This is a genomic window from Thiorhodococcus mannitoliphagus, assembly GCF_010915725.1.
GTDB lineage: Bacteria > Pseudomonadota > Gammaproteobacteria > Chromatiales > Chromatiaceae > Thiorhodococcus > Thiorhodococcus mannitoliphagus.
On record NZ_JAAIJR010000255.1, the window covers coordinates 1 to 3269 of the forward strand.

Sequence of the window (3269 nt, forward strand, 5' to 3'; positions counted from 1 at the left end):
GAGTCTTACTGCAGCTGCTCGGGCCGCGCTATGTGGCGATATATTCTGCAAGCGGCTGACGGGGTGCGGAATGACGGCTTTATGACTTCGGCCACGAGCCACGAGTTGGTCGTCGATCTGCAACTGGCTGCCTACTGCGTGAGCAAGCGCGAGTTGGTGATCGCCCATCTCGAGATCCCGCAGCCCGAGGCTTTGCCCCTCTACGACCGCAACTACTGCGCCTTCTGCTTGATGGTGACGCACGCCGTGCACGGCGCGGACTTCTGTATGCACCTCGCCCGTGACAGCTTCAGCGCCGCCGAGTCCTTCTGGGACAGCGATGCCCACACCACCATCATCACATTGACGCCCTCTCGCGATCAGACGCGTGATTGCCGCAACCAAGACCTCCCCACCGATGCTATGCTATTCGCGTGCGCCTGGTGCGGATGCGCTTGCCAGACGGCGAAACCCAGATCTTGGCCACCTCGATCCTCGAGGAGGAACTCCTACCGGCACGCTTGTTTATGACCCTCTATCACGGCAGGTGGGGAGCGGAGGAGGGCTACAAGCGCCAAGAACGTTGGCTGGAGATCGAGAACTTCTCCGGGCGCAGCGTGCTCGTCATGCAGCAAGACGTCCGTGCTAAGATCCTCGCCCTGAATCTCGCCAGCATGGCTCAAGGGCTCGCCACGCGTCGTCACGCCGCGCGCAAGCACCCCTATCAGGTGGGCTGGACCAGCAGCCTCTCCGCCATGAAGGACACCCGGGTCCGTCTGCCCATCGGTGCCTTGGTCGCTGCCGGAGCACTGCTCACACAAACGATCCTCGGCCTCTCTGACGCCGTCGAGGCGGTGCGTCCGTATCGACAGTTTCCGCGATGCAATCCCGGCAAGCTCAAGCCACGATTCCATCCGGCTTACTGCCGCACTGCTTAATCCATAGCATTGCCAGGGTGTCGAGTTCGGAGTGCAGATGCTGCCCAAGGCGTTGAAAGGCGGTTTCGATGGTCCATTGGGTGCGATAAAGCTCCTTGACGGTGAGCGCATCAGCAGCCTCTGCGGGTAGATAAGGCGGCATAAATCTGTCTTGACATTGGGCGTTGATCATCGGACCGTCCAGTCGGTTGAGTCGACACCGTGAATCCTTAAAGGCAAAGCGACGTAGGAGCGGCGCCCCGCCGCGATCGCGCGACCGTCGCGGGGGGGCGCCGCTCCCACCGGTTGTGCGCTTGGACCAAAGGATGATCGAGGCCCTGTCTTGACATTGGGATCCACCATAAGGAGCAGAACATGAATGAATTGCCTCAAAGTGCGTTCTCTGGAATGCTGGGACAATGGTACAGGGATCTAAAATATGTTGCCGCAGTCCGGCGCTATCCTGAGCTTGGTCTTTTCGACAGAGACCTTTTATTGGCTCTGTCAAGAAGAGTGGATGTCAAACGACTTTGCAAATACTTCGCTCATTCCAAGAGCCAAATCCGGCAGGATCTTCTCGTCCTGGCGGCACTAAATTTCAAACGGAAAGGCTTTTTCGTTGAGTTTGGGGCAACCGATGGCATCAATCTGAGCAATACGCACATACTTGAGGAAGTTTTTGGCTGGAACGGTATTTTGGCCGAACCCGCAACCTGTTGGCATGACAAACTCAAAACGAACCGAGGCATGCCGATTTCGACAAAATGCGTTTGGTCGCGCTCAGGTGAGAGAATTCTCTTCAATGAGGTTGCGGAACTCTCAACGATCGACACCTTCACCGAGAGCGACTGGCACGACCGCCACGCCGGGCAGCGCTACGAAGTGGAGACGATTTCGCTCAACGAACTCTTAGACCAATATAATGCTCCGCAGACGATAGATTATCTCTCGATCGACACCGAAGGAAGCGAATTTGATATCCTTAGTAATTTAGATTGGAACAAGTATTCATTTAAGGTCATCACGTGCGAGCACAACTTCACTACTCAGAGAGAAAGCATTTTCGAATTATTGACATCATGTGGTTACACTAGAGTACTAGAGGAGCTTTCTCAATTTGATGACTGGTACGTAAAGAATCTACCATTCTCATTTTGGTAGCGCCCTCCTCTATATGGCTTCTCTTATACGGATGCATTGATCAAAACTGTATCGAGCCTTGATCATCGTTTGGTCCACTGTTGCTAAGCCGCCACAAGGGTGAGGTAAGGCTGCCTCACCGGGCGCGGTCGTCGTCGCGCCGGTCGGGCCGGCCAGGGCATGCGCTCAAGCACCTGCTCGAACAAGGATGGGTGGGGCTGAGCGAAGAAGCGCTCAGCGGCCGTGGTGGCATCGGGGCGTGTGATCGCAAAGTTGTGCAGGGCGGTTAAAACCTGCTGCTTGCGCGGGCTGAGTTGGTGATGCCCATGCTGATAGAGCGCGAGGAAGCCGTTGCGCCCCTCGACACACGAGCTGCTGCGCTGGAACAGATCGGCACACTCACCGGCGACCTGCTCGAGGTAGCGGCGGGTCTCCTGATCGAGCGACTGGATCGGGTGCGAAGGCTGCTGCAGCGGGGCGAGGCGCTCGGCACTCAGTGCTCGGAGGCGATGGCGTTGCTCAGCGCGGGTGTTGCGCGCGGCGGCGCGCTCCAGATAGAGCGCCGGGATCAGGTCGTTGAGCATGGCCTGCTCGATCGCCGGCGCCAGGTCCAGCGCCTGCACCCGGGTGTTGACCATCATGAACAAGAACGCCAGCGTGGCCACAAGGCTGTGGGTGAGTCGCTTCGCCTTGGCCAGATGTGCACACAGGCGCTCGGAGAGGTCCGCCTCCTCGGCGATCGCCTCCAGGCGCGCAAACACGGCCCCTAAGCGCGTCTGCAACTGCTCGGGCGTTTGCGCCTGTCCCTGTTGGAGTTCATAGGGATGATCGACCTCGCTGAAGGCGCCGATCAGGGTTTTCGCCTCAGCGCGCTGCGCCTGGGCGCGCTCATGCGCGCGACTGGCCTGGACGTAGGCGCTCAGCGCCTCATCGATGCGCGCGGCAAACGCCGGCGGGCGTCCCGGGCCATGGCGGCAGCGATGATAGGCCTGCTCGGCGGCGCATGCGCCTTGCCAGCGTGCCTTTGCCTCAGCCGCCGCCGTCTCGGCCTGCTGCTCAGCGCGCTTCAGCGCGAGGCTCATCGCCTGGCTGACCTCATGCTGCAGATGAAACAGATCCGTGGAGTGATGCGCGCCCAGATCGCGCTCGACATGTGCCAACAACCCCTTGGCCTCATCACTGGTGCCTTGCACCACGCTGACGTTCAGCCCCGCGAGCCCGCTCTCGAGCGCC

The 3269-nt window shown here is 59.5% G+C and carries 5 protein-coding genes; 3 read left to right on the forward strand and 2 right to left on the reverse strand.

Annotated elements, in window-relative coordinates; genetic code table 11:
- Both G3480_RS25660 and G3480_RS25665 read left to right on the forward strand, forming a co-directional pair.
- Window positions 1-510, forward strand: a 510-nt coding sequence (locus G3480_RS25660; protein ID WP_206171900.1) for a hypothetical protein, incomplete at its 5' end; no start/stop codon positions are given.
- Window positions 507-917 (forward strand): hypothetical protein, encoded by a 411-nt coding sequence (locus tag G3480_RS25665; RefSeq protein ID WP_206171901.1) that lies wholly within the window; start codon window positions 507-509, stop codon window positions 915-917. The genes G3480_RS25660 and G3480_RS25665, both read left to right, overlap by 4 nt.
- Here the strand turns inward: G3480_RS25665 and G3480_RS25670 are convergent.
- A complete protein-coding gene (locus G3480_RS25670) occupies window positions 877-1089 on the reverse strand; it encodes a transposase (RefSeq protein ID WP_164657050.1) in 213 nt (70 codons plus the stop codon). The genes G3480_RS25665 and G3480_RS25670 overlap by 41 nt on opposite strands.
- Before the next feature lie 182 nt (window positions 1090-1271).
- Between G3480_RS25670 and G3480_RS25675 the strand changes: the two genes are divergently transcribed.
- Entirely contained in the window at window positions 1272-2057 is a 786-nt protein-coding gene (locus G3480_RS25675; RefSeq protein WP_164657051.1) for an FkbM family methyltransferase, read from the forward strand.
- An 83-nt stretch (window positions 2058-2140) separates the two neighbouring features.
- Here G3480_RS25675 and G3480_RS28030 read toward each other — a convergent pair.
- Window positions 2141-3269, reverse strand: a 1129-nt coding sequence (locus tag G3480_RS28030; protein WP_240906077.1) for a DUF6399 domain-containing protein, incomplete at its 5' end; no start/stop codon positions are given.